Origin of the sequence: Prauserella halophila, from assembly GCF_024171895.1 — a bacterium.
GTDB classification, from domain to species: Bacteria; Actinomycetota; Actinomycetes; order Mycobacteriales; family Pseudonocardiaceae; genus Prauserella; species Prauserella halophila.
The window spans coordinates 253,988-276,584 of sequence record NZ_JAMTCQ010000012.1 but is presented as its reverse complement, the minus strand read 5'-3'; the positions used below and the strand labels follow the sequence as shown (position 1 = coordinate 276,584).

Here is a 22,597-nt window from a genome sequence, read left to right as displayed (position 1 = left end):
TCGGCTCACTCCTCGGCGTGCGACTGTTCGGGTTCGGTTCCGGGCGTGGTCTCGTCGCGGTTCTGCCTGCGGAACGACTCGTAGATGTCGAGCAGAACCGTCTTCTGGCGCTCGGACAGCTCGGTGTCGGCGCGGATCGCATCGAGCACCGGGCCCCCTGCCGGCAGGTCGTCGAGAATTCCGGCCTGCACGTAGAGCGCCTCCGCCGAGATTCGCAACCCCTTGGCGATCTGCTGCAGGATCTCCGCGCTGGGCTTGCGGACCCCGCGTTCGATCTGGCTCAGATACGGGTTGGAAACACCGGCCAGTTTGGACAGTTGCCGCAGGGAGATCTTGGCGCTGCTGCGTTGTTGGCGGATGTACGAACCGATGTCCCTGCCGATGTCGGCCACCTTGTCCATCGGGCCGGACTCGTCATCGTGGGCCTCGTCCGGCTTGTCCGTCACACCTGCCACCTCCTTGCGACACCATCGACAATACCGAGAGGTGCTAGCAGTTGCAAGCACTCTGCTTGCACCCTTCGCGTGTGATGCGGGACACCCGTAGCCGATCCGGGTGAGGTCCGCCGGACCAGCAAGAAGCCGACCGTCGAGGACCGGGCGGACCTCGGCAGTCGGACGATCACCTCTGCCGCCGGAACGGAGTCGAGTTGATGGTCACGGCACACGATTCGTTGCACAGCACCGTTGCGTTCGCCCTGCGGGACAAGCCGTTCACGTGGTTGCGGACCGAAGAGGTCACCCCCAGTCCGCAGCACGTCGACACCGTCGCGCGGCAGTTCGGTGCGTCCGTCGTCCGCGCACTCGGCTTGCCGCCCGGGCCGTTTCTCATGTTGATCAGCCGAGTTCCGATCCGGTCCATCCGGGACACATGCGTGCCATTCCAGAAACCGTTCCGGTCCTTTCGGCGGTACTGCACAGCAATCGCCATAGGCATGGTGCCTTTGCTGGGACTGCTACCGCTGGGCCTGATCGTCTCTCAAGGGGACACCATCAGCGAGTCGCCCATGCTGTGGGCGTTCCTGGCGGCCGGTGCACTGCTGTTACCGGCACTCGTGACCACGACCACGTTCATACTCAGGTTCCGCCGCCCGGGCCCAACACTTGATCACCTGGTCTCCGCGCTGATCCGCGAGTTCGACGGGCGGAAGAAGGTGCGGATCTACGCGATCCCGTACCGCCTGCCCAGCAGAGATCTCTACTGCGCGGTTGCCTGGGAGCTCGGCTACACGCTGAAGAGCTACTACCGCAGCTTCGCGTTGTGGGGTGGGGACCGCAACCTCGTCAGGCTGACCTTCGAACGCCGCGACCGTGCCGACCACACGCAGCCGGCACCTGCTCCGCACCAGGCAGGACAGAGCAGCATTCACCGAAGGCCCGGCTGAACGACATCGCAGCGACCGCTCCCGGGGCTCAACAGGCGCAGAGGCAGAACGGGTGGCCGTCCGGATCGGCGTAGACGCGGAACGTCTCGGGCTTGTCGTCGAGCAGTCGCGCACCGAGCTGCAACGTCCGCTCGTGCTCGGCCTCGAGATCCTCGACCGTGAAGTCGAGATGCAGCATCTGCGGCCGTTCGTTCGACGGCCACGTCGACGGCCGATAGTCCGGATCGCGCTGGAAACTGATGTCGGCTCCACCGTCCGGATTCACGAGCGTCACCCACTCGTCGTCCGAATCCGGAGCGAGCTTCCAGCCGAGCAACTTCCCGTAGAAGTCCGCGAGCCGATACGGCTCCGGACAGTCCAGGGCGACACAGCCCAACGTCACCGATGTACTCATCAGCGCCTCCTCGCGCTCGCTTCATCACGACAACAACCGGCTCATGACCCGACGCCATGGTCGACACCGGGCCATCTCGACACCGGGCCATCTCGACACCGGGGCCATGGCGATACCGAGACCCGCGGACGCCGACCGAATCCCACCGCCCCGGCCGACATCCCGCCATAACCGATGAATGAACTATGCCGGTTATGGCAGCCGAACGCAACCACTGTTCTCGCTACACTGGTGACGTGGACGCGGATGTAAGCCTGGTACTGGACTTCCTCAACACGGTCGACGTCGAAAGCGACACCGACGTTCTGCACTCCACCGCGGAATGGCACGCGTGGGCACATGCGCGCGACCTGACCCCCGGATCCCTCGACGAGGCGGCCCGCGCCCGCCGGGTCCTCCGCGACGCCGCTGGCGCGCCGCCCGACGAGTCGTCCGCCACCGATCCCGAGAACACGACACTGTCCGAGAACACGGCACCCTCGGAGAGCACGGCACCCTCGGAGAGGACCGCACCTTCCGAGAACCCGCCACCTTCCGAAACCCCGGCGCCTTCCGCACGAGACCTGCCGATACCGGTCGACGTCGCGTTTCGGCTCTCCCCCTCGGCCGACCCACAGCTGGTCGCCGATGACGCCGTATCGGCGGTGTTCACCGCCGCGATGCGCCTGACCGTGCTCGGCGACTGGCGACGCATCAAGATCTGTCCCGCCGGGGACTGCCTGTGGGCCTTCTACGACGAGTCCCGCAATCGCTCGCGCACCTGGTGTTCCATGCAGGTGTGCGGCAACCGCGTCAAGGCGCGCACCTTCCGCAGACGAACCGACTCAGCCGGCAACGAGGACTCCACAGTCGGTTGACCACAACCCGCCAAGCCTGTGGACAACTACGTGGATAACCCCACCCACTGTGGATAACCTCCCCCTGTCAGGTGGTCCGGACCAAGCCGGGAATCCCACTCGCGATCACACACCGCAACCGGCGCCACGGCACCGCACCTGCGCCGTGGCGCAGATACGTCCCCCTCAGAAGAGCAGTTCGCCGACCGTGTAGATGACCAGACCCGCGAGCGCGCCGACGACCGTGCCGTTGATGCGGATGAACTGCAGATCGCGACCGACCTGCAATTCGACCTTGCGCGAGGTCTCCTCGGCGTCCCAGCGTTCGACGGTGTCGGTGATGATCGTCGTGATCTCCCGCGAGTAGTGCCGCACGACGTGTGCCGCCACGTCCTCCACCCAGCCGTCGACCTTCCCGGCCAGCTCCGCGTCCGCCTGCAGCCGCCCGCCCAGCGTCCGCAACGCCTCCCGTACGCGCGTGCGGAGTTCGCTCGACGGGTCCTCGGCGGCCGTGAGCAGCATGTCCTTCGCAGTCGCCCACGCCGAGCCGATCAGCTTCTTCACCTCGGGATGCTCGACGAGCTGCCGCTTCACGGCGTCGGCGCGGGCCATCGTCTCCGGGTCCTTCTGCAGGTCCTGGGCGAACTCGCTCGCGAACCGGTCGAGCGCCAGCCGCATCGGATGGTTGACGTCGGTCTTCACCGCCCACGCGAACGTCAGCACCTCGCCGTACACCTTGTCGGCCAGCATCTCGTCGACGAACCGCGGCGACCACGACGGCGCCCGTTCCGACACCACACGCAGCACCGTGGCGTGATTGGTGCGCACCCAGTCGTAGGCGCGGTCGCACATCAGGTCGACGAACCGGTAGTGCGCGCCGTCCGTCAGCACCTGTTCGAGGAGCTTGCCCAGTGGCGGTCCCCACTCGCGGTCAACGACGCGGCGGATCACGGCCTGCTCCATCACGGCCTGCACGTCCTCGTCACGCAGCACCGTCACGGCGCCGCGCACCACGGTCGAGAGCTCCGAGGTCACCCGTTCGGCGTTGTCGGGCCGGGCCAACCACTCGCCCGACCGCCGCGACACCTCGAGTCGCTGCAACTTGTCCCGCACCACGGGTTCGGACAGGAAATTCGATCCGACGAAATCGCCGAGGCTCTCGCCGAGCACGTTCTTCTTGCTCGGAATGATCGCCGTGTGCGGGATCTTGATGCCCAACGGATGCCGGAACAACGCGGTGACGGCGAACCAGTCGGCGAGCCCGCCGATCATGCCGGCCTCGGCTGCCGCCCGCACGTACCCGACCCACGCGGGCCAGCTCTCACTCTCGGCCCACCTGGCCAGCAGGAACACCACCGCCGCACCGAACAGGAAGGCGAGCGCGACCCGCTTCATCCGGCGCAGGCTCTGCCGTTTCGCCTCGTCACCGGCGAGGCCACCGGACGGCGCCTGTCCGGGTGGCACAGCGCCGGGCGTCGGCGCCGGATCCGGCGGGCCGTCGGTGGCCACCGCGCCGGTCGCCGCGGGTTCGGATGCCGCAGCGCCGGATGTCACGTTGTCACTCGGTTGCTCCACACCCGCATTGTCCGTGAGGATCGTTTCTCGTGCGCCCACCTCTCGCCGCCCGCCTCCAGCCGTTCACCTCGACCGTCTTCGCCGAGATGACGGCACTGGCCACGCGAACCGGCGCGGTCAACCTCGGTCAGGGGTTTCCCGACACCGACGGTCCCGCCGGGATGCTCGACGCCGCCCGTGACGCCCTGTACGGCGGTGCGAACCAGTACCCGCCCGGTCCGGGACGTCCCGAACTGCGACGGGCCATCGCCGAGCACCGCACGCGCTACGGCCTCGACTACGACCCGGACACGGAGGTGCTGGTCACGACCGGTGCCACCGAGGCGATCGCCGCGTCGTTGCTCGCGCTGGCCGACCGCGGCGACGAGGTGATCGCCATCGAGCCGTACTACGACTCGTACGCCGCCGCGATCGCGATGGCGGGCGCCGAGCGCCGCACCGTGCCGCTGACCTCGGACGGAACCCGATTCGCCCTCGACGTCGACGCCCTGCGCGCCGCCGTCACTCCGCGCACGCGAGCGATCCTGGTCAACTCGCCGCACAACCCGACCGGCACCGTATTCACGTCCGACGAGCTGACGGCCATCGCCGAGGTGTGCGTCGAGCACGACCTCGTCGCCGTGCAGGACGAGGTGTACGAACACCTCACATTCGACGACATCGAGCACACCCCGCTCGCGACCCTGCCCGGCATGCGCGAACGCACCGTGTCGATCTCGAGCGCAGGCAAGACGTTCAACTGCACCGGCTGGAAGATCGGCTGGGTGTGCGCGCCCGCCGAGCTGGTCACGGCGGTGAAAACCACGAAACAGTTCCTCACGTTCGTCTCCGGCGGACCGCTGCAACCTGCCGTCGCGCACGCGCTGACGAACGAACTGAGCTGGGTCGAACAGCTGCGGGAGGCGCTGTCGACCAAGCGCGACCGGCTGTCCAAGGGCCTCACCGACGCCGGCTTCTCGGTGTGGCCGAGCGCGGGCACGTACTTCGTGTGTGCCGACGTGCGTCCGCTCGGGTTCACCGACGCCGAGGACCTCGCATGGCGTCTGCCCGAGCTCGTCGGAGTCGCAGCTGTGCCCGTCAAGGTGTTCACCGACCACCCGGACGAGTGGAATCACGTGCTCCGGTTCGCGTTCAGCAAACGTGACGAGGTTCTCGACGAAGCCGTGGAACGCCTGCACCAGCTGCATCGAGCCTGAGGCGTTCGGCCGAGCACACACCCGCGATCGGAGGAACCCCCGGCTTCGGTGCTAGAAAGACCGCGGCCGGACCTGCGACGATTCCGGCCACCGGCCGGCCGCCGGCGAGGACGAGACCGCGGGAGTGTGCAATGCGCAAGACGGTGGGCGTGCGCGCCGCCGTCGTCGTGCGCGCTTTCGTGGTCGCTGCGTTCGCACTGATCGCGTGGCTGCTGATCGCCGGTTCCGCCTCCGCATCCTCACCGACCTCCGATTCGCCCTCGACCACGGATCCGACGTCGGCCTCGGAACCGGCGTCGACCTCCGCCGGGACGCCGAACCGCACGGCGAGTTCCGCCTCCGGAGACGACTCCGTGGCCGGCTCCGGGAACTCCGAAGCTTCACCAGGCGACACGCCGGCCGATGACGCTGCTGCCGACCCCGCCGCGGCAGACGCCGCAGAGGCAGGCCCGGCTGAGGCAGATCCGGCTGAGGCAGACGCCGCTGAGGCGCCGGCCGCATCCGAGGCGGCCCACGAGCCGGACCTGCCCGCATCCACCGAGACCGAGTCCACCAAGCCCGAGTCCACCAAGCCCGAGTCGACCGAGCCCGCGACGGTCGAACCCGACAACCTTTCCGCGATCGCCGGACTCCAGGACACCGGGCTCCTCGACGCCGAGACCCAGGGCCCCGCACCCCAGGACAGCGCAGCCCCGGACAGCGCAGCCCAGGACGTGACCACCGAGGTCACCGCGCCCACCGAAACCGCGCCCACCGAAACCGATCCCGACGGGACCGCAGCGGCCGGAACAGCGGCATCGTCCGACCGGCTCCAGGCCGGGTCTGCCACCGGATCGGCCGACGACGGACTGGTCACGGAGCTGACCGGGGCCATCGTCGACAGGCTGTCCCCCACCGGGGAACACGATCTGCTGGACCGTGTGACCGGCACCGTGGTGACCGGCACCGTGGAGCAGGTCGACCGGATCGTCCACAACAGCGTTGCGGACGCCGAACAGACCGTCACCGACACGGTCGATCGCGTCGCGCCACTGCTCGGCTCCCTCACCCCGCCGGACAGCCCCGCAGCCACCGAACCGGCGGGCGGCGAGACGGCCGAGAGCACACCCGCAGGCGCCGAGAGCGCATCGCCCGATCCGAACCGCTCCGCCACCGACGCACCGCGCTCGGTACCCGCGATCTCCGCGCCGCACGTTGCCGCCGACGGCCCGACCGCAGCGCAGCGAACGGTTCCTCCTCGTCAGGACCACGACCAGGCGTCGAACGTGTCTCCGACCGTTCCGGCGCCGACCGTTCCCGAGCCTGCGCCTGCACCGTCGGTCACGAGCGTGAACTGCGACAACGGCGGCGGCCGTGCCCACCAGGGAGTCCTGCCGTCGACGCCGGCCGGTGAACGGCCGCATCTCGTCGGCACCGTGAGCGCCTGCGACGTGGACGCCGACGCGGTCCACTTCGGGTTGCCGCCCACCGCGCCGGACTGACCCCACCGGCAACTCCGTCGGGCAACTGTGCCCATCGGGCGGCCTTCCGCCTGCTGCCGTCGTGACCCATCACGTGTGACGCCGTGCGTACGCGTGTCTGTTTTGGGGTAATCCGCATGTATCGACGACTTCCCGTTCGGCCGACCGCGCCTGGCCGGGACGGGTCCTGGCTCTGGCGCCGCGCTGCCCCCGCGGCGCCGGAGCCGTATTCGGGTGCGCGCCGCATCGCCCCGCTCACCGCGCCGGGTGGGGCGATGACGCCGCTGCGCACCTAGCCGTCCGGCGGGCCGGCATAGCGAGGGGCGATGCCGGTTCCGCAGGCGGCACCGTGTCCGTGCGACACGGATGGAGCCGGTGCGCTGGGTCTCCCGCGCCGTTTTCTGGAGTGACGGCACCCTCGGGATCCAGCGCACCGGCTCCGCTTCGTTCACACCCCGACGTCTCCGTGCGTCGCGGCGTCCCATTGGTTGAATACGGTGGACCGCACCTGACGTGTCATCCGATAGTGAGCACCGTGGCGACCACGACGCAGTTCGAACTTCATCCGGTGACAGTGCGCCACAATCCGGCGCGCCGACTGACGCAGCTGGTCACGGGCCTGGTGCTGTTCGGTACCAGCATGGCGATGATGTCGCGGTCGCTACTCGGCCTGAACCCGTGGGACGTACTTCACGAAGGCCTCATGCACCGCACCGGGCTGACGTTCGGCACCGTGACCGTCGTGACGGCGGTGACCGTGCTGCTGCTGTGGATCCCGCTGCGACAGCGCCCCGGTATCGGCACGATCGCGAACGTCGTGCTCGTCGCCGTGTCGGTCGACCTGGTGAGATGGGTGCTGCCGCCGCAGGAACACCTCGCGGTACAGATTCCACTGTTGCTCGGCGGGATCGCGCTGAACGGCCTCGCGACCGCGATGTACGTCGGTGCGCGGCTGGGCCCGGGTCCGCGCGACGGCCTGTTCACGGGGCTGACGGCACGCACCGGCCTGTCGGTACGCCTGGTGCGAACGGTGCTCGAGGTGTGCGTGCTCGCAGCGGGCTGGCTACTCGGCGGCACGGCGGGTGTGGGCACCGTGCTGTTCGCGCTGTCGATCGGCCCACTGGTTCAGCTGTTCCTGCCGAGGGTCGTGTGGCGCCCGCACCCGCCCACGTGAGGCGTCATGCAGCTCGCCTGCGCTGCAGCAGCGCTCCGCGGAGCCGTTCAGCGGATACGCCCGCCGCAGCGAGGACGTCGGCGGCGGGCCCCGGCACTGCGGCGAGTGCCTGCAGCATGTGTTCACTGCCGATGTCGTTGTCGCGAACGTCGAGCGCCTGCCGAAGACTCGCTCGGAGGACTCGTTTCGCATCGTCGCCGAACGGCATGTGCCACCGGTTGCGCGTGCGACGTCCGCGGGAACTCCTGGCCCCCGGTTCCGTCGATCCTTCCGGGCCGTCGGCCAGCGCACCCGCTCCGTGCCGGTCCTCGACACGGGCGACGATCGTGTCGACATCGATGCCCAGGTCACCCAGAGCTCGCCGATCGGTATCGCTCAGCCCACCGTGACGACGCAGTTCGTCCACGCCACCGGCAACCTCGGCCGGTGTCACGTCGAGCGCGGCGAGCAGTGCGAGGGCGCCGGTACTGCCCGCCGTCCCAGTGGGATCGAGAGCCGCGGTGAGCAGGTGCAGCGTGTCCACACGCGCGGCGCCATCTGCTTCCGCATCGTGGACAGCGGTGGTGACCAGGGTGCGGGCGTCTTTCGTGAATCGTTCGAACATCATCGCCTCCCGTGCTTCTTGTGGACCGCCTGCCGGCTGACGCCGAGTTCGTCGGCGATCTCCTGCCAGGACCAGCCGCTGACGCGCGCGCTGCGCACCTGGACGGCCTCGAGTCGTTCGAGCAACCTCCGCAGTGCCGCGACAGCACGCAGACCGGTGCGCGGGTCGCTGTCCCCTGCCCGGGTTGCCAGTTCGGTGGCGTCGGTCATGGTGTCAATTTACGTTGACATTCGAGAGTCGTCAACACTAGTTGACAACTATGGTGGTGGCTGTGCCGCGGATCGAGGTCGCCGAGCAGGCGGGGACGAGCCTGGACGGTGAGCCGCGCCCGTCCGAAGACCGCGTAGTCGTGGTCGACCCCGCGCCGGGAAGCGACCGGGAGACGGGTGCCGTCGCCGTGCTCGACGGCGCGACGGAGCAGCGTCCGGGACTGCCGAGCGGCGGCTGGTACGCGCAACAGCTGGGCCACCGGCTGCACGAAACGCTGGCGCGAGCACCGGGAACGGACCTGCGCGCCACGCTGGCCGACGCGATCGACGCCGTCGCGCGCGAGCACGACCTGCGCGCAGGTGTGAGCCCGTCCAGCACGGTCGCACTCGCGCGCTGGACCGCCGAGGTCGTCGACGTACTCGTCCTGGCCGACAGCCCGGTGGTGCTGTTCGGGACGACAGGAGTCGAGATCGTGGCGGACGAGCGACTGTCCCGACTGCGCACCGCCGGCCGATTACGCACCCGTTCGGCGGTCGAATCGCTGCGCAACCACGTCGGCGGATTCTGGGTGGCCGAGGCCGCTCCCGATGCCGCAGAACACGCGGTCCGGGCACGACTGCCGCGCGCCGAGGTGCAGACGCTGATCCTCGCGACCGACGGCGTGGCAACAGGCGTCGACGACTACGGCCTGTTCGACTGGCACGGCCTGCGGCAACTGGCGGACGACTCGGGGCCACGCGCCGTGCTGGATGCCGTACGCGACGCGGAACGCTCCGACAGCGCCCGGACCCGCTGGCCGAGACCGAAGGTCCACGACGATCAGGCGATCGTCGTGGTCGACTTCACCACCCGATCAGGGTGATCTCAGGGGTTTACCCGGAACACGCCGCAATGTCCGATACGTTTACATGGACATATGCCCGGCTCAGCATCGCACGACAAGGTCCACACCGCGGATGTCGCGCGCACTCGTGCGTGGACGGTCGCCGCGGTCGCCGGCCTGGGCTGGGCGATTTTCACACTGATCATCCTGCATTCGGTGAGTTCGTTCGACCCGTTGACGGATCCACTGAGCCGGTACGCCTTCACCGATCGCGGCAACGGCATGCTGGAGGCAAGCCTGTTGTCCGTGGCGGTCGGCGTGATCGCGGTGCGTGGATCGATCCTGTCCGCAGGTCTTCCGGTGAGCAGGACGACGTCAACGCTGGTCTACGCGACCTCGACAGGCCTGGCCACGGCCGCACTGTTCCCGGCGACGTTCAGTTCGGACATCGACCCGGTGAGCGGGCGCATCCACCAGTACGCCAGCGTCGTCGCGTTCCTCGGCCTCCCCGCCATCGCACTGTCGCTGCTCGATGCCGTACGCGCCACCCCGGTGCTCGCACGGCTCGCCTCGACGTTGACGTGGCTGCTGCGAGTCGCACTCGTCAGCCTGGGGCTGTTCGGGGTCAGCTACATCGCCGACGCACTGGCGGGCATACCCGTCTTCGCAATGGTCGCCGACACTGCACCCGTCGGATTCACACAACGGATCGTCTTTGTGGTGGATTTCTTCCTGCTCGCTGTACTGTTGTTCGCTGCAGCGCGACACGCACGGGCTACCGCCTCGACCCCGGGCCCGGCCCCGGCAGCCGGGACCACGGCTGCTGGGACCACGGCTGCACCGGTGGCGATGGCTGCACCGGCGGCAACGGCACCTGCCACGGGCGCGGCGGCCACGAATGCGGCGGCCACGAATGCAGCGGCCACGAATGCAGCACCGACCGCCATGACGGCACCGACCTTCTCGACCGCAACCGCATCGACCACCGCCCCCTCGACCACAGCCGCATCAACCGCCGATTCCTCGATCAGCGGCTCCCCGGTCAGCGGTTCCCCGGTCAGCGGTTCCCCGGTCACGGCGTCACCCCGCGCGGTGTCACCCACCACGCGGCCGTCATCCACGGAACCGTCGATCACGGAGCCGCGTGGCAACACGGGCCGCACAGCCTGTCACCCTGCCGCCCACGAGACCTCCGGCCGCGTTGTGAGCCACCGCCGCCCCCACGGCAGCGGGGTCACCGATCGGCAGCACGACGACAGGACCGACACAGGTACCTGATCAACCCATGCCCTGCAGCATCGTTCCCGTGTCGGCACCCGTCCACACACTGTCCACATCGGACTATAGTTGCCCATGGCACATTTTCCGGCCGATCAGGAAACACAACGTGTGGCTCGTACGTTTAACGGGTAGCTGCAGCATGCAGCCGGCACACGATTTCGGGGAGTGAACCGTGAACGCACAGAGCCCGACCGCTCCGACCCAGAACCCGCAGCCGTCGCTGCCCCGCGTCAACGAACCGGACGCCGAACAGCGCCGTCGGGCCGTACGCGCCATCGCATCCGCGGCACGCGACGCCGAGGACTGCGCCTTGCTCCTCGACGCGCTCGGCTTGGACGCCGAAGAAGGGCGCACGAGCCTGCCGACGCAACGTGAGCAGTGATTCACGGACAGAGCTCCGAGCCACCGATTCCTCGACGTCGGCGGTCCCGGCACGGCGCGGTCCTGACATAGCGGCGGTCCTGACATGGCGCAGTCCTGACATGGCGCAGTGCAGGACTGCGCGCCCCGACATTCCGTGGTAGCGGACTGCGCGGTACCGGATTGCGCGTGCTTACGACGCCCGCAGCAGCTGATCCTGTGGGGTCTCGACGCCCATCGCCGACGGGTCCGCCTGCGCAATCAGCTGTGGGTGCGCCGTGCACCCACAACCGCCTTCCACAGCCTCACAGTCGATCACCAGGGAGTGTCGCTCCGCTCCGAAGCCGACACAGTCCGTGTCCGTGCATTCGACGAACCCGGACACGTGCTCCACCAGCGTTCCGTGGCAATGGTCGATGCCGACTTCACAGCTCGAACAGGTCATGGATCCTTAGTACCACCACCCCTCGGCACCTCCGGGTGGGACACGCCCAGATGTGACGACGCCCTGCGCAGGCCTCACGACAGCGTTCCGACCGGTACGAGAACCCGTTACACCTGGTAGTTGCGGCTCGCCGACAGTCAGGCGGATGTGCGGGAGGATCGGCCCGAACCACCGCTCCGGTCCTTGTCCATCCCGGAAGCCGCACCACTCGACTCCGCGTCCTCCTCGCCCGAAGCGTCCTCGTCGCCCGAACCGGATCCGCTCGGGGCGCTGCCGCCCGAACCGTGGCCACCCGAATCCCCGGCGTCGCCGTCCGAGCCGGTTTCCCGCGCCTCCTTCGCAGCGGTCACGCTCGCCTGCAGCGCCGACATGAGATCGGTGATCTCGGCTTCCGCCGCAGCCGCGGGCGGACGCTCGGCCTCCTTGCCGTCGATCTTCGACTGGATCAGCCCCAGTAATGCCTCGCGGTAGCTGTCCTGATACTTGTCGGGCTCGAAGACGCTGTCGGAAAGCGAGTCGATGAGTGAGCTCGCCATCGACATTTCCTGCGCTCGCACCTCCGGTGGATCTTCCCGAAGGAACGGGAAATCGATATCGCGAACCTCGTCGGGCCACAACATCGTCGTCAGCACCATGACGTCCGAGACCACTCGCAGTACGGCCAATGATTCGCGCTGTCGGATCGCGACCTTGGTGATGGCGACCTGACCCGATTTGTGCAACGCGTCGCGCAGCAGCACGTACGGCTTGATCGCAGCCTTCTGCGGCTCGAGGTAATAGCTCTTGTCGTAATAGATCGGATCGATGGATTCGAGCGGCACGAACTCCTGCACGTCGATCGACCGCGACGTCGAGACCGGCAGCTCGGACAGCTCCTTGTCGGTCAACACGACCATGCCGCCGTCGGATAATTCGTACCCCTTGGCGATATCGGCGTACGGTACTTCCTCGCCATCCACCGTGCACACACGCTTGTACTGAATGCGTCCGCCGTCGGCTTCGTGCACCTGACGCAGCGACACGTTCTTGCTCTCGGTCGCCGCGTACAAGTGGATCGGAATCGTCACGAGCCCGAAGGACACCGCACCCTTCCACATGACGCGCATATCGGGAACGGTACGCGTTGTCGCAGTTCATCGACACCACTCACCGTCCGACCCTGCGATCGACGGCGTCGCGCCGGGCCTGCTCGACCTCTGAATTCACGCCGTCGACCTGCGCCGCCAGATCCGGGTGACTGTCACGCAGATGGGCTGCAGCCGACACCATCGGCGAGATCAACAGCACCGGATCGTCGTCGCCCAGGGTTCGGGAAACCACATCGACATGAACCCGCGCTTCGTCGCCCACATCGTCGAGCGAGCCGACCAGCGCCGCCAGTTTGCGGACGACCTCGGAGTTGTCCTGCGCCCACGCTCGCACGGCCCGTTGCCCGGCACGGCGATCACGTTCAGCCTGGACCCGCTCGTCCGCAGTCGATTCGGCCTCGTGTTCGGGCTTGTGCTCGGGCTTGTGGAGCCGCAGATACCGCCGTTCCGCCGCTTGTCTGCTCGCTACCCCCAACGCGGGCGCGAGCTCCGCCCAACTCACCCCTAGTCGGCGTGCGGCAGCGATCAGGCGCGGTTCCCAATCGGCGAGTTCCTCACGTACCTCGCGCAGCACCTCGAGTGCGGACACCACGTCGTCCGCCTCCACCGCGTCGTCGTCAGCGGCCCGCTCGACCGTCTCCCGCAGCTCTTCGTATCGATCCACTCCGTCAACGTAACGACGACGCCCAGGACTTGTCAACGGAACGACGACGATGCTATCAAGGAGTGCAGGCGACCACGAAGAGCGTCCGGGCCGCCACACAAACCAACCGGCACACAGATCAGCCACCACAGGGATCGACCATGGAACGAGCGGGAGTTCGCCTACGACTGGCGCTTCGCACGCGACGACTGCACCGCGGGCCGTGGGGTTGACGAACAGGGGCGCGCCGGATCTAAAGTTTCTTGTTTCGATAAGTCGGTTTCGTAATTCGAAATGGAGGTGGAACCCGGACTCCGACTCACGAGTTCCGAATCCCAGGCAGGAGTCTCGATCCGGAATTTCAGGCCATCCGAGTGACATCCGAACCACCCGGATCTACAACAGCTTCCCGAGGAGCAGCACGCCGAAGAGCCGCGCACGAAGAGCAGCTGACAGAGCGGAGCCCAGCCTAGACAGGTCGGACCGCAGCGTCGTTGCCCGCGCTCGGGTGTTGCGGAACCCCACCGCACGATTGAGGCAGGAGAGCGACGATGCTCGACCATGCAGCCCACAAGGCACTCGTCGCGGCCGTCGGCACGGAGAATGTCATCTCCGACCCGGTTCAGCTGCGCAGTTACGAATGCGACGGCCTGACCGGCTTTCGCCAGATTCCCTCCCTCGTCGTGCTCCCCCGCGCCACCGAGCAGGTCGCGCAGGCCGTACGCGCCTGTCATCGACACCACGTCCCGTTCGTCGCGCGCGGCGCGGGCACCGGGCTGTCGGGCGGCGCCATGCCCGTCGCCGACGGCGTCGTGATCTCACTACAGCGAATGCGGGACGTCCTGGACATCGACCCGGTCGACCGGAGAGCGGTGCTGCAACCCGGTGTCACGAACCTCGACATCACGACGGCGGCAGCCACACACGGGCTGTACTACGCTCCCGACCCGTCGAGCCAGCAGGTATGCACTATCGGCGGCAATATCGCGGAGAACTCCGGCGGGGCCCATTGCTTGAAGTACGGCTTCACCACGAATCATGTCCTGTCGATGACCGTCGTCCTGCCGGACGGGGAAACGGTGACGCTCGGCAGCGACAGCGACGAGCAGCTCGGCCCCGACCTACGAGGAGTGGTCATCGGGTCGGAGGGAACACTCGGAATCGTCTGTGACATCACGGTGCGCTTGCTCCGCGTGCCGGAGACGGTGCGCACGCTGCTGGCGGACTTCCCTTCGGTGACTGCGGCGGGCGAGGTCGTCAGCGATCTCATCGCGGCCGGCATCATCCCCGCCGCGGTCGAGATGATGGACAACCTGGCGATCCAGGCGGCCGAGAAGGCGGTCGGCGCGGGCTACACGCTGACGACACCGGCTGCGCTCGTCGTCGAACTGGACGGCCCCGAAGCCGAGTGCACCGCACAGTTCGACGAAGTGCGGGCGATCTGCGAGCGCCACGGCTGCACCCGACTCCACATCGCCGGAACCGCAGCGGAACGCGCGAAGATCTGGAAGGGCCGAAAGGCGGCCTTCGCGGCCGTGGGCCGGATCAGCCCCGACTACATCGTGCAGGACGGAGTCGTCCCACGGACACGACTCGCCGAGGTTTTGAACCGGATCGAAGACATGGGCCGCGACGCAGGCCTGCGGGTGGCGAATGTCTTCCACGCGGGCGACGGAAACCTGCACCCGCTCGTACTGTTCGACGACGACGCGGGCGAACTGGAACGTGCCGAAGAGCTCTCGACCGACATCGCCGAGCTGTGCGTCGAGCTGGGCGGATCACTGTCCGGTGAGCACGGCATCGGTACGGACAAGGCATGTTCCATGCCGCGTATGTTCGGTGAGGCCGACCTTTCCACGATGGACAGAGTGCGGACCGCGTTCGACCCGCAGCACCTGTGCAACCCGGGAAAACTGCTTCCCACGCCGAGGCTGTGCGGTGAGCAGCCGGGACGATACCGACCGCATCCGCTGGAAGAAGCCGGGGTGATCGAGCGCCTATGACCGCCACGACTCTCACACCGACCGACCTACGGTCGGTGTGCGCAGCGTTCACCGAGACCCGGGGTGCGATACGCATCCAGGGTGCGGGCACGGCCGCGGCCTGGGCCGAGGCCCCCGGCGCAGCCGACGTGGTCGTCGACACGACGGGTCTCTCCGGGATCCGCGCCTACAACCCGGCCGACATGACGGTCTCCGTCGGCGCGGGCACGCCGCTGGCGCAGCTACAGGACGAGATCGCCCGGCACGGCCAGCGCATCGCGTTCGACGCCGCACGAGTGCGCCGGGGTGCCACGGTCGCCGGGCTGATCGCCACCGCCGACTCCGGCCCTCTGGCACTCGGCTTCGGATCGATGCGTGACCTGGTCATCGGAGCGACTGTCGTGCTGGCGGACGGCACCCCCGCCCGGACAGGCGGCCACGTCATCAAGAACGTGGCGGGCTACGACCTGGCGAAGCTCATGCACGGTTCGTACGGCGTGTACGGACTCATGACCGAGGTCGTGCTGCGGTTGCATCCCGTTCCGGAGGCACAACGCACCGTGGCGCTGGACTGCACGCTGCACGAAGCGACCCGGCACACGCGGTCGATACTGGCCGAGGCCCAGGAACCGGTGTCTCTCGAGTGGGCCGACGGCATCCTGTTGACCCGTATCGAGGGAACCGCCGACGGCACCGCAGTCAGGGCCCGAGCACTCGCCGAGCTGACCGGTGGCCGAGTATTGCCAGAGGACGACGCCGCGGACTCGTGGGACCAGCACGCTCGGCTGGTCGACGACGCGACGGTTCGGGTCGGTTGCCGGCCCAGTCGTCTTCCTGACGTACTCGGGCGATTCGACGCTCCGGTTGCGGCCGGCCTGGCCACCGGTATCGCGACGCTGTCGGCCCCCGCGGCCTACGTCGACCGGGTCCACGATGCCGTCACCGAGGCCGGAGGAACCTCGGTCGTGCGGGCCACTGATCCGAACATACGGGCATGGGGCCAGCAGCCGTCCGCACTGCGGGTCCTGCAGGCGATCAAACGGGAACTCGACCCGACCTGCCGACTGGATCCCGGGCGATTCGGAACCTGGCTGGGACCGAACGTCGTCGCTGGGGCCGGAACCGCCACGGATGCCGGCGCGGCACCGGCTTCGTCGGTCGCGGCGGCATCGGGTGGGCCGTCGCCGACCGCCGGCACGGCTGCCGCAACCGCACCGCCCACGACGTCTCCCGCATCGACCGGATCTCCGGACGCGGCGGACAGGTCGACGGCACAGCAGGGTGATCCGACTCCACGGGCGGCCGCATCGCAGGCGGCATCCCACGTGGTGCAGGCACCGACGGATTCTTCCGGCGGGGCGGAACCTGCCGACTCGGAACAGGAGGACTAGTGACGGATTCGAGTTTCGACGCGACCAACCCGCCGTCGCGAGAACTGTTGAACGACTGCGTCCACTGCGGGTTCTGCCTGCCGACGTGCCCCACGTACCAACTGTGGGGTGAGGAAATGGACTCGCCGCGAGGCCGGATCTACCTGATGGACCTGGCAGAACGGGGCGAAATCGAACTCGAGGGCGCGTTCACCGAACACATCGACGCGTGTCTCGGATGTATGGCGTGTGTGACGTCCTGCCCGTCCGGCGTGCAGTACGACCGCCTGCTCGAGGCGACGCGGCCGCAGGTCGAACGGCACGTGCCACGCGCTCGATCGGACCGATGGTTTCGGAACGGGATTTTCGCGCTGTTCCCCTATCGCAGGCGACTGCGGGCGGCGGCCATCGGTGGTGCGCTCTACCAGAAGCTGGGGTTGCCGGCGCTCGCCGCGCGCGTGCTGCCGCCACGCCTGCGGGCCGTACAGGCGCTGATGCCATCGGTCCGGATCCGTTCGGCGTTCGCGAGTCTGCCGCGCCGCATCAGGCCGACAGGAACGCCCCGGAAACGGGTGGCACTGCTGTCGGGCTGTGTGCAGGACGTGTTCTTCCACGAGGTGAACACGGCGACGCAGCGTGTGCTCGCGGCGGAAGGTTGCGAGGTGCTGACACCGCGCGATCAAGGATGCTGCGGCGCTCTCGGGCTGCACGCCGGGCGTGAACACCATGCTCGGGAACAGGCGAAGCAGACGATCGCAACCTTCGAGAAACTTCCGGTGGACAACATCGTCGTGAACGTGGCCGGATGTGGATCGTCGTTGAAGGAATACGGACACTTGCTCGCCGACGATCCACAATGGAGGGAACGAGCGAAAGCGTTCAGCGCGAAGGTCCGCGACGTCACGGAGCTACTCGCCGAGCTCGAGCCACAGGCCGAACGGCATCGGGTCGAGGCAAAGGTGGCATACCACGATGCGTGTCATCTCGGGCATGCGCAAGGAATCCGGGAACAGCCCCGATCTGTGTTGCGAACCGTGCCCGGCATCGAGCTGGTCGATCTGCCCGAAGCCGAACTCTGCTGCGGCTCCGCCGGGGTCTACAACATGCTCAATCCCGAACCCGCGGAGGAACTCGGCGAACGCAAGGCACGGAACGTACGGACGGTCGCACCGGAGCTACTGGTCACGGCCAACCCCGGTTGCCTACTCCAGTTGCAGCGCTTTCTCGACGACGTGCCGATGCTGCACCCGGTGCAGGTGATCGACGCGTCCATCCAGGGGCGCCTGCCGACGGAGGCTCGTATGACCGAATGACCAGGCCAAGCTCATGGTGCCATCGAATGGGCCAGATCGTACTGGTGCATGACATGTTCGACGAGCGTGATCAGCACGTCCCTCGCCGAGGCGCGGTCGCGGGCGTCACACAGCATGAGGGGCACCGTGGGCGCGAGGTCGAGGGCGTCCCGTACCTCGTCGGCGGTGTAGCGGTGGGCGTCGTCGAAGCAGTTGACGCCCACGATGAACGGCACACTGCGCCGCTCGAAGAAGTCGACCGCCGGGAAACACGCCTCGAGACGCCGGGGATCGGCCAGCACGACGGCACCGATCGCACCCTCGGCCAGCTCGTTCCACATGAACCAAAAGCGGTCCTGCCCCGGCGTCCCGAACAGGTACAGGATCAGCTCGGGACTGATCGTGATGCGGCCGAAGTCCAGCGCCACGGTGGTGCTGACCTTCGACTCGACACCTGTCAGATCGTCGGTGCCCGCGGACGCCTCGGTGATCGACTCTTCGGTCCGCAGCGGCGGTACCTCGCTGACAGAGCCGACCAGCGTCGTCTTACCGACGCCGAAACCACCGGCGATCAACAGTTTCGCGGCCGTAGCCTCTCCACTGCCGGGTTCGGAGTGTCCGGGTGTCATGGAAACCGCCTGCGTACGTCTTGTGTTCGGATCCGCTGGAGCGCCTTTCAGTAGTTGCACATGCTCGCAGGTGAGCCAACCACGCACGCGACCGCGTACCGACCACGAGAGGCCGCTACGTCCGCGGAGCCGCGCTCAGGACCGCCCCGACCCGCTTCACCATCATGTTCATGGAGTAGGCAACCATGCCCATATCCGCATCGGCCGAGGTCATCAGCGCCAGGCACGCACCATTGCCCGCGGCCGTCACGAACAGGAACGCGTGGTCCATCTCCACGAGCGTCTGGCGCACGCCGCCACCACCGAACTGGCGACCGGTCCCCTTCGCGAGACTCTGGAACCCGGATGCCACCGCCGACAAGTGCTCGGCCTCTTCAGCGGCCATGTTGCTCGAGTTGCCCATCAACAGGCCGTCCGCCGACAACACCACTGCTCTGTCGGCACCGGTGACCTGCTGCACCAGGTCGTCCAGCAACCAGCCGAGCTCACTACCCCTGCTTGTCATCCTGGTCCTTCCCCACTCGCGAAAAGGCCCGTGCCTTCCCGCTTCCCCTGATCGTGCCGCGCACGTTCCGTGCCACGCTGGAATCCCGCAAATCGGTTCCTCGCCGCGTCGGCGTTCGCACCTCGGCCTTCCGGCCCCGGTGCCGACGGCTCCGGCGAGTCCGCCGGCGCCTCCCGCAGCTGCGGAGCAAGATTCTCCTGCTTACGCCTCCGCGGCAACGACGGCTTCGCCTGCGGTCCGGATCCGCCGGTTGCCGGAGGCACCGCAGCCTGCTGGCCGGAATGGTGTGTCGGGTTCCGCGGTCGAGGTGGTGTCCCCGGCCCCGGAACCTGCCCGGAGGCCTGCGATTGCTGTCGCGCCGACGGTTGCGGCGCGGCCGCCTGCGATGCCGACGGATCCGGTGCCGACGACTGCCCCGCCGGCGGTGCCGGAGGTTCGGTCGGCGGCTCCGGACGTTGCGGCCTGCGACGCGACAGCTCCGGTCGGGACGGCCGACGCAGCTCCGTCCGCCCGTCGAGGTCACCGGGCCGTTCCCCGGCCGCGCGCTCGTCACGCAGAAACCGGTCCTGCACCGACGGCGCCCGTCCAGGCCGGTCCACCGGAGATTCCACTCCCGACGAGGGCCACGATTCGGCGCGCTGGTCCTTGTCCGGTTGCTGCGGCCCTGTCTGCCGAGTCTGCCCTGCCTGCCGAGCCTGCCGCTCCGGCCGCTGTGCCTGCCGTTGCTGCACGTCCGACGGCTGCTGCTCGCCCGGCTGCTGGTCGCGCGGTTGCTGCGGGGCCGGCGGCTGCTGTTGCAGTTGCCCCTGTGACGGTTGCGGCGAGTCGGACTGCTGTTGCCCCGGAGAGGTCACGGCGCCGAACCACCCCGTCCCCGGGGCTTCGACCTTCGGGTGCGATCCGGACAGAATGGCACTCACCGACGCCGACGTCCCCGCGGCCGCCTCACCTGCGGCCTCGTCACCTCCGCCGCGTGAATCCGCACCACGAGAATCCCCGGGCCGAGCATCCACACGCGAAGCGGTGGCGTGCCCGGAGTCCGCCTCGGCCGGCTCCGCGGCCGGCCAGCCGATCGCAGGTTCGGACGCCGCGCCACCAGCGGAATCGCCGGCTCCCGGACCCGCTGCAACCGCCGCGCCGACCGAGTTGAGACCGGTACCCGGATCGGAACCGGCACCCGTGCCGGACCCGGTGTCGCGACGGTCGTGCTCGGGCAGCGTGCCGAGCAGTTCCGGGCCCAGCCGCACGACGGCGCGCGTGCCGCCGTGGATCGCTTCCCGGAGCCGCACCTGGATGCCGTGCCGCGCCGCCAACCGCGCGACCACGAACAGGCCCAGCCGCGGTTCGTCCGACAGCGCCATGAAGCTGAAGTCCGGCCGCTCGGCCAGCAGCGTGTTCAGCCGTTCGACGTCCTCCTCCTCGATACCGAGACCCTGGTCCTCGACCTCGAGGACGACTCCCTTCGTCTCGGCCGCGTCGCCGCGTACCACGACGCGTGAATCCGGTGGTGAGAACGCCGTCGCGTTGTCCAGCAATTCGGCAAGCAGGTGGACGACGTCGCCGACGGCAGGGCCGATCACCGCGACGTCCGGCAGTGACGCCACGTCGACGCGGCGGTACTGCTCGATCTCGGCGTTCGCACCACGCACGAGGTCGGCGATCGACACCGGATTACGCCACCGCCGGCCCGGTTGCTGCCCGCCGAGAATGATCAGGTTCTCGGCGTTGCGCCGGGCTCGCGTGGCGAAGTGGTCGATCCGGAACAGCATCTCCAGCTGCTCCGAGTCGTCGAGCTGCTCTTCGGCGTCGTCGATCGCCTTCAGTTGGCGGTGCACGAGCACCTGACTGCGGTGCGCGATGTTGAGGAACACCGTCTTGGTTCCTTCACGTACGCGCGATTCCTCGATCGCCGCGGAGACCGCGGTGCGCTGCGCCTTCTGGAACGCATCGGCGACCTGGCCGATCTCGTCCTCACCGTGGTCGACCGATTCGAGTTCGACGACGTCGACGTTCTCACCCGCCCGCACCCGCCCGACGAGGTCCGGAAGCCGGTTGTCGGCGAGGTCGAGCGTCTCCTCGCGGAGCCGGACGAGCCGCCGGACCAGCCACTGCGCGAGCCGCCACGCGAAGAAGATCAGCAGCGACCCGGCGACCAAGGACGCACCACCGGCGACGAGTGCGCCGACGAGCGTGCGCTCGGCGCGGTCGATACCTTCGTTCGTGGCATGGGTGCTCTGCTCGATGTACAGCGACATCAGCGTCGAACCGACCTCGTTCGCCGCCTCGTGCCAGCGTTCGGGCGACACCGGCACCTGCTGGGTACCGCCCTGGAGGAACGCGTTCTCGACGTCGGCCACGACCTGCCACGCGTCGCTGGCCACGAGCCGTTCGTACTCGGCCCGCACCTCGGGGGTCATCGACGTGCGCGCGAGCTGAGCACGGTAGGCGCCGACCTGGCCGGCATAGGTACGGAATTCCTCGTCGCTCAACCCGCCCGCGACGTGCCCGGCGGCGGCGAGCGCATCGGCCCGCGCCATGCCGTCGGCAGCGGTGAACAGCGGCATGGACTGAACGCGCAGATATGCGGTCTCAGCGTCGGGCGTCAGCCTGGCCACACCGGTGAGACCGGCCGCGACGGTGTCGATGATCCGGTTGTAGAGGTCGTAGGCGTCCTGCAGCGTCGGGCCGTTCGGTCCGTTGTACCCGTCGACCCGGCCTCGGAACTGTTCGAGCTCACCGAGCTGTCCCCGGAGCCGTTCGATGACGCCGCGGATCTCGTCGGATGCGCCGTCGACCATCCCGTCGACGTCGCTCATCAGGGTCTTGGTCGCCGCATCGGTCGCGGCACGCTGTTCGGCGAGTTCGCGATCGGCGGGTGACCCCGCCAGAGTTTCGAGGGTGAGCCGCCGCTCGGCACGAATCGCACCGAAGAAGTCGACGCCGGGTTCGGCCGCCTCGTGGACCCGGACGACGAAGTCGCGGCCCTTGATCGCGTCGTAGATCAGGTAGCTGGACACGACGACGCCGACCACCAGCAATGCCACGCTCGGTACGAGCGCCGCGGCGAGCACACGTCCGCGGAGTGAACGCCTGGCAGGCTTGGTGAGCACGCCTCGAGGCCCTTTCATCGACGCCGGATGACTGCCCAGGGCCCCCGTCCCCGTCGAGCTGACTGCACATCGGGCCGGGTCGCCAACTGCCACGGGCGGCCCGACCACGCAGCGCGGAGGTTATGCAGCCCGGTCGGGAGAGTCAACGCTGGTGATCCGGCCGAATCCGCTCTCTTAGCACACGCCAAGCGAGCGAGCTGCGTTTTCAACCCCTGAACGAACAGCAATTTAGTAAC

Annotated in this window: 21 protein-coding genes; 11 read left to right on the top strand and 10 right to left on the bottom strand. The window is 68.2% G+C overall.

Annotated features, from left to right (window positions below; genetic code table 11):
- Positions 1–5: 5 nt before the first annotated feature.
- Complete coding sequence (locus tag LY41_RS18430) at positions 6–401, bottom strand: helix-turn-helix domain-containing protein (protein WP_253865568.1); 396 nt, start codon at positions 399–401, stop codon at positions 6–8.
- 533 nt (positions 402–934) lie between these two features.
- On the opposite strand from LY41_RS18430, the gene LY41_RS18425 reads away from it, so the two are divergent.
- Positions 935–1,384, top strand: coding sequence for a hypothetical protein (locus LY41_RS18425; RefSeq protein WP_253865295.1), 450 nt, complete (start codon positions 935–937; stop codon positions 1,382–1,384).
- A gap of 28 nt (positions 1,385–1,412) precedes the next feature.
- Here LY41_RS18425 and LY41_RS18420 read toward each other — a convergent pair whose 3' ends face one another.
- Positions 1,413–1,778 (bottom strand): VOC family protein, encoded by a 366-nt coding sequence (locus LY41_RS18420; RefSeq protein WP_253865294.1) that lies wholly within the window; start codon positions 1,776–1,778, stop codon positions 1,413–1,415.
- Positions 1,779–2,014: 236 nt separating this feature from the next.
- Here LY41_RS18420 and LY41_RS18415 point away from each other — a divergent pair, with 236 nt between their 5' ends.
- The gene (locus LY41_RS18415; RefSeq protein WP_253865293.1) at positions 2,015–2,635 is read left to right on the top strand and encodes a CGNR zinc finger domain-containing protein; all 621 of its coding nucleotides are present in this window, start codon (positions 2,015–2,017) and stop codon (positions 2,633–2,635) included.
- A gap of 165 nt (positions 2,636–2,800) precedes the next feature.
- Here LY41_RS18415 and LY41_RS18410 read toward each other — a convergent pair whose 3' ends face one another.
- The gene (locus LY41_RS18410) at positions 2,801–4,078 is read right to left on the bottom strand and encodes a DUF445 domain-containing protein (protein ID WP_253865566.1); all 1,278 of its coding nucleotides are present in this window, start codon (positions 4,076–4,078) and stop codon (positions 2,801–2,803) included.
- Between the two features lie 140 nt (positions 4,079–4,218).
- On the opposite strand from LY41_RS18410, the gene LY41_RS18405 reads away from it, so the two are divergent.
- The 3 genes from LY41_RS18405 (at position 4,219) to yczE (ending at position 8,019) form a co-directional block, all read left to right on the top strand.
- Entirely contained in the window at positions 4,219–5,385 is a 1,167-nt protein-coding gene (locus LY41_RS18405; RefSeq protein WP_308292274.1) for a pyridoxal phosphate-dependent aminotransferase, read from the top strand.
- A gap of 131 nt (positions 5,386–5,516) precedes the next feature.
- Positions 5,517–6,866 carry a hypothetical protein gene (locus tag LY41_RS18400; RefSeq protein WP_253865291.1) on the top strand — a complete coding sequence of 450 codons (1,350 nt, stop codon included), beginning with the start codon at positions 5,517–5,519 and terminating at the stop codon, positions 6,864–6,866.
- A gap of 514 nt (positions 6,867–7,380) precedes the next feature.
- On the top strand, positions 7,381–8,019 hold the full coding sequence (gene yczE, locus LY41_RS18395) for a membrane protein YczE (RefSeq protein WP_253865289.1): 639 nt from the start codon (positions 7,381–7,383) through the stop codon (positions 8,017–8,019).
- Positions 8,020–8,023: 4 nt separating this feature from the next.
- Here yczE and LY41_RS18390 read toward each other — a convergent pair whose 3' ends face one another.
- Both LY41_RS18390 and LY41_RS18385 read right to left on the bottom strand, forming a co-directional pair.
- A complete protein-coding gene (locus LY41_RS18390) occupies positions 8,024–8,626 on the bottom strand; it encodes a Clp protease N-terminal domain-containing protein (protein WP_253865287.1) in 603 nt (200 codons plus the stop codon).
- Positions 8,623–8,832 (bottom strand): helix-turn-helix domain-containing protein, encoded by a 210-nt coding sequence (locus LY41_RS18385; RefSeq protein ID WP_253865286.1) that lies wholly within the window; start codon positions 8,830–8,832, stop codon positions 8,623–8,625. Before LY41_RS18385 ends, LY41_RS18390 begins: the two co-directional genes overlap by 4 nt.
- Before the next feature lie 50 nt (positions 8,833–8,882).
- Between LY41_RS18385 and LY41_RS18380 the strand changes: the two genes are divergently transcribed.
- From LY41_RS18380 to LY41_RS18370, 3 genes are all read left to right on the top strand, one after another.
- The gene (locus tag LY41_RS18380) at positions 8,883–9,695 is read left to right on the top strand and encodes a protein phosphatase 2C domain-containing protein (RefSeq protein WP_301297275.1); all 813 of its coding nucleotides are present in this window, start codon (positions 8,883–8,885) and stop codon (positions 9,693–9,695) included.
- Between the two features lie 54 nt (positions 9,696–9,749).
- On the top strand, positions 9,750–10,934 hold the full coding sequence (locus tag LY41_RS18375; RefSeq protein ID WP_253865284.1) for a DUF998 domain-containing protein: 1,185 nt from the start codon (positions 9,750–9,752) through the stop codon (positions 10,932–10,934).
- A 175-nt stretch (positions 10,935–11,109) separates the two neighbouring features.
- On the top strand, positions 11,110–11,319 hold the full coding sequence (locus tag LY41_RS18370; RefSeq protein ID WP_253865283.1) for a hypothetical protein: 210 nt from the start codon (positions 11,110–11,112) through the stop codon (positions 11,317–11,319).
- 560 nt (positions 11,320–11,879) lie between these two features.
- Here the strand turns inward: LY41_RS18370 and ku are convergent.
- Complete coding sequence (gene ku, locus LY41_RS18360; RefSeq protein ID WP_253865281.1) at positions 11,880–12,848, bottom strand: non-homologous end joining protein Ku; 969 nt, start codon at positions 12,846–12,848, stop codon at positions 11,880–11,882.
- 40 nt (positions 12,849–12,888) lie between these two features.
- Positions 12,889–13,494, bottom strand: a complete 606-nt coding sequence (locus LY41_RS18355) for an HSP18 transcriptional regulator (RefSeq protein WP_253865280.1) — start codon at positions 13,492–13,494, stop codon at positions 12,889–12,891.
- Between the two features lie 530 nt (positions 13,495–14,024).
- Here LY41_RS18355 and LY41_RS18350 point away from each other — a divergent pair.
- Genes LY41_RS18350 through LY41_RS18340 form a run of 3 tightly spaced genes read left to right on the top strand, consistent with a single transcriptional unit; the run spans position 14,025 to position 18,138 of the window.
- On the top strand, positions 14,025–15,476 hold the full coding sequence (locus LY41_RS18350) for an FAD-linked oxidase C-terminal domain-containing protein (protein ID WP_253865279.1): 1,452 nt from the start codon (positions 14,025–14,027) through the stop codon (positions 15,474–15,476).
- A complete protein-coding gene (locus LY41_RS18345; protein ID WP_308292273.1) occupies positions 15,473–16,846 on the top strand; it encodes an FAD-binding oxidoreductase in 1,374 nt (457 codons plus the stop codon). Before LY41_RS18350 ends, LY41_RS18345 begins: the two co-directional genes overlap by 4 nt.
- The gene (locus LY41_RS18340) at positions 16,846–18,138 is read left to right on the top strand and encodes a (Fe-S)-binding protein (RefSeq protein WP_253865278.1); all 1,293 of its coding nucleotides are present in this window, start codon (positions 16,846–16,848) and stop codon (positions 18,136–18,138) included. Before LY41_RS18345 ends, LY41_RS18340 begins: the two co-directional genes overlap by 1 nt.
- Positions 18,139–18,149: 11 nt before the next feature.
- Here the strand turns inward: LY41_RS18340 and LY41_RS18335 are convergent, their stop codons facing one another.
- From LY41_RS18335 to LY41_RS18325, 3 genes are all read right to left on the bottom strand, one after another.
- On the bottom strand, positions 18,150–18,746 hold the full coding sequence (locus tag LY41_RS18335; protein WP_253865277.1) for a GTP-binding protein: 597 nt from the start codon (positions 18,744–18,746) through the stop codon (positions 18,150–18,152).
- A 115-nt stretch (positions 18,747–18,861) separates the two neighbouring features.
- Entirely contained in the window at positions 18,862–19,251 is a 390-nt protein-coding gene (locus tag LY41_RS18330) for a roadblock/LC7 domain-containing protein (protein WP_253865276.1), read from the bottom strand.
- Positions 19,248–22,361, bottom strand: coding sequence for a sensor histidine kinase (locus LY41_RS18325; RefSeq protein WP_253865275.1), 3,114 nt, complete (start codon positions 22,359–22,361; stop codon positions 19,248–19,250). Before LY41_RS18325 ends, LY41_RS18330 begins: the two co-directional genes overlap by 4 nt.
- Positions 22,362–22,597 lie beyond the last annotated feature (236 nt).